Origin of the sequence: Paracoccus marcusii, from assembly GCF_006151785.1 — a bacterium.
GTDB classification, from domain to species: Bacteria; Pseudomonadota; Alphaproteobacteria; order Rhodobacterales; family Rhodobacteraceae; genus Paracoccus; species Paracoccus marcusii.
In genome coordinates this window covers 1-1,612 of record NZ_VDDD01000237.1, presented here as the reverse complement: position 1 = coordinate 1,612, position 1,612 = coordinate 1, and the positions used below count along the sequence as shown (strand labels likewise).

The following is a 1,612-nucleotide window of genomic DNA, read 5'->3' as shown; positions in this document are numbered from 1 at the left end:
GCGGCCGTCCTGCAGGCGGCGCTGATCGCCGGGGCATTGGCGCAGGGGTTGCGCCCGGTCGCGACCATCGCCGCGCGCCTGTCCGACATGACGCGGGGCGACCTGGACAGCCGCATCGGCCCGCTGCCCCATCCCGACCTGGCGGCGCTGGCCACCCATGCCGACCGGCTGGCGCAGGCGCTGGAACAGGCCCGCACCGACCGCACCCGCCTGCAGCACCAGGTGATCGCCCGCGCGGACGCCGAACGAAAGGCAATCGCCCGCGACCTGCACGACGAGATGGGCCCATGCCTGTTCGGCCTGCGGGTCGAGGCCGATGCGCTGCGCGAGGCGGCGCCCGACCCCGCGACCGCCGCATCGGCCGACCAGATCGCGGCGATCGCGGAACAGATCGCCCGCGTGAACCGCACCCTGCTGGACGATCTGCGCCCGATGGCGGTGGGACAGCTGCCTTTGGCCACGGTGCTGGCGGATTACGTGGCCGATCTTAACCGCCGCTTTCCGGGCACCCGCTTTGCGCTGGACATGGCCGCGGGCCTGCCCGAGCCCGACGAGGCCACCGCCCTGACCCTGTTCCGCATCCTGCAGGAGGGCACAACGAACGCCCTGCGCCATGCCCGGGCGGACCGGGTGGACATCCGGCTCTGGACCGATCCGGCGCATTGGCGCATGGTGCTGGCCGATGACGGCGTGGGCATGGCCCCCGACCGGCGCGAGGGGACCGGCCTGACGGGCATGCGCGAACGCATCACCCTGCTGGGCGGCACCCTGCGCCTCGAGGCCGGGTCGCCCGGCACGCGCCTGATCGCGGACCTGCCCCGGCAGGCCGGACAGCCCTGACGACCGCCAGCACTGAGGACAGGACGACCCCGTGACGAAACGCGCCTTGGTCATCGACGACCACCCGATCACCCATCTGGGCGCCAGCCGCCTGCTGCGCGATCTGGGCTATGACCCGGTGGGCCAGGCCATGTCCGGAGAGGAGGCGCTGGACCAGCTGACCCGCGACCCCGCCCCCGACCTGATCGTCCTGGACATCAGCCTGCCCGGCGCGGGTGGCCTGGACCTGGTCGCCCCGCTGCTGGCCGCCGCACCCGACGCGCGCATCCTGGTCTTCTCGATGAACGACCAGACCGGCTTTGCCGCCCGTGCCCTGCAGGCGGGCGCGCAGGGGTTCCTGTCCAAGAACGCCCCGCCGTCCGATTTCCGCGACGCCGTGCGCACGCTGGAGGCCGGAGAGTTCTATCTGGCCCCCAAGCAGGCGATGGCGCTGGCCACGCTGCGCGCGGGCGCCGCGGGCGACCCCCTGGGCGCGCTGTCGGACCGCGAACGCCAGGTCCTGGCCCTGATCGGACAGGGGCATGCGCTGCAGGCCATCGCGGATCAGCTGGGCGTCAGCTACAAGACCGCGGCCAACACCTCGTCGGCGCTCAAGAAGAAGCTGGGCGTGGACGGGATCAACGGCTTGATGAAATTCGCGCTGGACAGCGGCGTATAGGGGGTCGGCATGCTGGCTTGGTTCACGAACGACACCGACACGACGCCCGGCGCGGCCGACCTGGCGCTGGAGGCGCTGGCGGCGGACCTGCGCGCGCGCGGCCTGCCCGTGGCG

2 protein-coding genes are annotated in these 1,612 nt (G+C 73.0%); both read left to right on the top strand.

The genetic code is table 11. The features are described from left to right. A partial coding sequence (locus FHD68_RS18465) for a histidine kinase (RefSeq protein WP_244297986.1) occupies positions 1-840 on the top strand: 840 nt, incomplete at its 5' end. Positions 841-871: 31 nt separating this feature from the next. Then, positions 872-1,498, top strand: a complete 627-nt coding sequence (locus FHD68_RS18460) for a response regulator (RefSeq protein WP_046000410.1) — start codon at positions 872-874, stop codon at positions 1,496-1,498. The last annotated feature ends 114 nt before the right edge of the window (positions 1,499-1,612 follow it).